Origin of the sequence: Lysinibacillus sp. VIII_CA (assembly GCF_049943995.1) — a bacterium.
GTDB lineage: Bacteria > Bacillota > Bacilli > Bacillales_A > Planococcaceae > Lysinibacillus > Lysinibacillus pinottii.
In genome coordinates this window covers 1-2524 of record NZ_JBNFXM010000054.1, presented here as the reverse complement: position 1 = coordinate 2524, position 2524 = coordinate 1, and the positions used below count along the sequence as shown (strand labels likewise).

Annotated in this window: 4 protein-coding genes; 3 read left to right on the top strand and 1 reads right to left on the bottom strand. The window is 31.3% G+C overall.

Going from position 1 to position 2524, the window contains the following annotated elements:
* Positions 1-363, top strand: a 363-nt coding sequence (locus ACP3VS_RS24075) for a hypothetical protein (RefSeq protein ID WP_426390263.1), incomplete at its 5' end; no start/stop codon positions are given.
* A gap of 4 nt (positions 364-367) precedes the next feature.
* A complete protein-coding gene (locus ACP3VS_RS24070) occupies positions 368-562 on the top strand; it encodes a hypothetical protein (RefSeq protein ID WP_036217936.1) in 195 nt (64 codons plus the stop codon).
* A 353-nt stretch (positions 563-915) separates the two neighbouring features.
* On the opposite strand, the gene ACP3VS_RS24065 is transcribed toward ACP3VS_RS24070, so the two are convergent.
* A complete protein-coding gene (locus ACP3VS_RS24065; RefSeq protein ID WP_268988091.1) occupies positions 916-1011 on the bottom strand; it encodes a helix-turn-helix domain-containing protein in 96 nt (31 codons plus the stop codon).
* A 777-nt stretch (positions 1012-1788) separates the two neighbouring features.
* Between ACP3VS_RS24065 and ACP3VS_RS24060 the strand changes: the two genes are divergently transcribed.
* Entirely contained in the window at positions 1789-2118 is a 330-nt protein-coding gene (locus ACP3VS_RS24060) for a hypothetical protein (protein ID WP_230584512.1), read from the top strand.
* Positions 2119-2524 lie beyond the last annotated feature (406 nt).

The following is a 2524-nucleotide window of genomic DNA, read 5'->3' as shown; positions in this document are numbered from 1 at the left end:
AAGGATGCAAAGACAACCCAAAAAGAAATCGATCAACTAGGCGAGTATGTGAAGAAGCATGATAAGGGTACGGGTAATGCTGCTCAATACCAAAAATTAAAGGACCAACTAGCTTTAGATGAAATACAACTAAACATGGAGCAGAGGTTAATAGAAAGAGGATTTACACCAAAAGATATAAGTGACTTAAAACTTAGACCTGATATTATTAAAGCTCAATCAGATGGTGCACAAGTATTTATAAAGCAGGTTAATGGCAAGTATAATGTTATTGTTGAAGGAGACAATGGTGTAATTACTTCATTAAAAAACATTAGTGAAAACTCACTAAATAGACTATCAGACAACTATGGTTGGAGGTGACTTTATGGAGAAAAACTCGTTTCAGTGTTGTTTTTGTGATGAACAAATTATTTTAGATGTTACTGAATTAGTTGTAGTTGCAAATTGGGGCAAAGATAAAAGTAGCCAACAAGAACAACAGATGTTCTGTCATATGGAATGCCTTAAAAAAGCAGTATCAAGTAAATTTCCTCTATATATCGCTGATTTAGTGGATTAAGAGGCATATTTTATCCTAGGAAGAAACAGTAGAAAATCTTCCTAGGATTTTTGCTTTAAAGGGGGAGTGCCGAATAAAATGCTTTTTAATGAGAGAATAGACATAAGTTCGTTAGCCGTATATAATATTTCACAAATTTTAAAGGGTACAACAACTGTAAAATACATGCTCTATTTAATGTAATGTACCTTATTAAAAATAATTACAAAATCATCAGTTAACATCATTTATATTTTTCAAAGCTATACCTACGCTTTCTCTCTGCCTTTTAAATTTTTTCGTAACTTTTACGTACATAGAACGATTACTAGAACAAGAGGCTACTCCACCTCAATTAACCTGGATGTTTATGTCTACACTATGCATACCGTTTCTAATGTAGATAGATAAACCCTATCCACGTTGTCTGAACATAGATGGCTTATCGTATTAGGACGCAGCCCTGTCATATGAAGCCAATTTTATCCCTCTCCTGTTTGTTATTTCTAAACAAACTGAGTTTTCAATAACTATTCTAGATTAGGATTTCAAATCCAAAGATTAAAAAATTGATCTTTAATATTCCTCATTTTGTGATAATGTCTAGAATACCTTCTTTATGCACAATCTTCCTGCCATAATATAAAACCATTCTCTATTTGAGTAATTTCTATTAATTAACACTCAATTTTTTTAAAAAATAGTCAAACAACTTTTATCCTCTGATAAATTCAGAAGTAATATTAATCCCATCGGAAAGGAAACTACTGAAACTATCCCAAACTAACTTGTGTTCTCCCTCACCCTATATATATCTATATACTGGAGGGTTATCTCCTTCACTAAAACTAAGATAATTAAATTCATGAACTTAATGCATAGAAAATACAAAAGCATCCTCTGGTAAATTGAAGGATCTTGGTTTTCTTCTAGCAACTTATTTGCTCCTTCCGTTAATCCCTTTATGCTTCTGAAAAACCAGGGCAATTGGTAATATATGAAAATTCTTCCATTGATGCTTTGATTCATGATATTTAGATGATAAGAAACAAGGTTTTCCTGGTATGAGCTATCATTTCCAAACTAAAAACCGTGTTAAGATGGAATTAAATGCATATATGAGAGAAGTAGAATTTGCAGAAAAGATTGGACGTAGAGATATTGCGAATATGCTTTTTGAAAATTACATTCAAGAAAGATCTTTGTTGACGAATCACTTAAAATGAAAAAGAAGTGAGTTGATATATTTGAATATTTTGGAGAAAATAAGTAATGGGAATTGTGCAGTTGAAGAGTTGATAGAACTACTTGGTGAAAAGAATCCAATAATTTTATATCATGTAATGATTGCTATTGGTAAATATGAGATTTTCAATGAAGATCTAATTAAGACACTAAATGATTTGTCCTTTAAAAGAGAGTCTAAAGATAAGTTGATAGGATATTATAAAATTGGTGATTTGGCTATGGTGACGTTAAAAAAAATTGGATTTACTCTAGAAGCTATCCCTACTTATCAAAAACTTGATGATTTTGAGAAAGGAATGATAGTAAAATTATATAGTGAGATAGATTGATGAAATATTTAATTTTAGAAAAAGTGCAACTGCACAAATGTTTATGAGAATATTCATAGAAATAATATATTTATTCTGAAATTAGTAATAAAATGTAACTAAAGTGTTTAAAATTATTAGATGTTATATTTAACTAAAACAGCTCAGATGCCATTTAAAATGTGGTTGTGAGCTGTTTATTTTTATTGTAAATACTTATAAATAGATTAAATATATCGTTATTTTGTCAAAAAGAGTAAAGTAAGAATCCATTTCAGCAATGATTAGTGACATTTACGGCCAAGGAGGGTGCTGTTTTTCTGCAGCTTCATCAGGACAGCGGCATCACCGTGCATAGTAAGCCCTCCCTGCTAGTCAAAGCGAATGACACGATCACCTTCGCAGGGAAGCGAGTGTCCATGAGTGC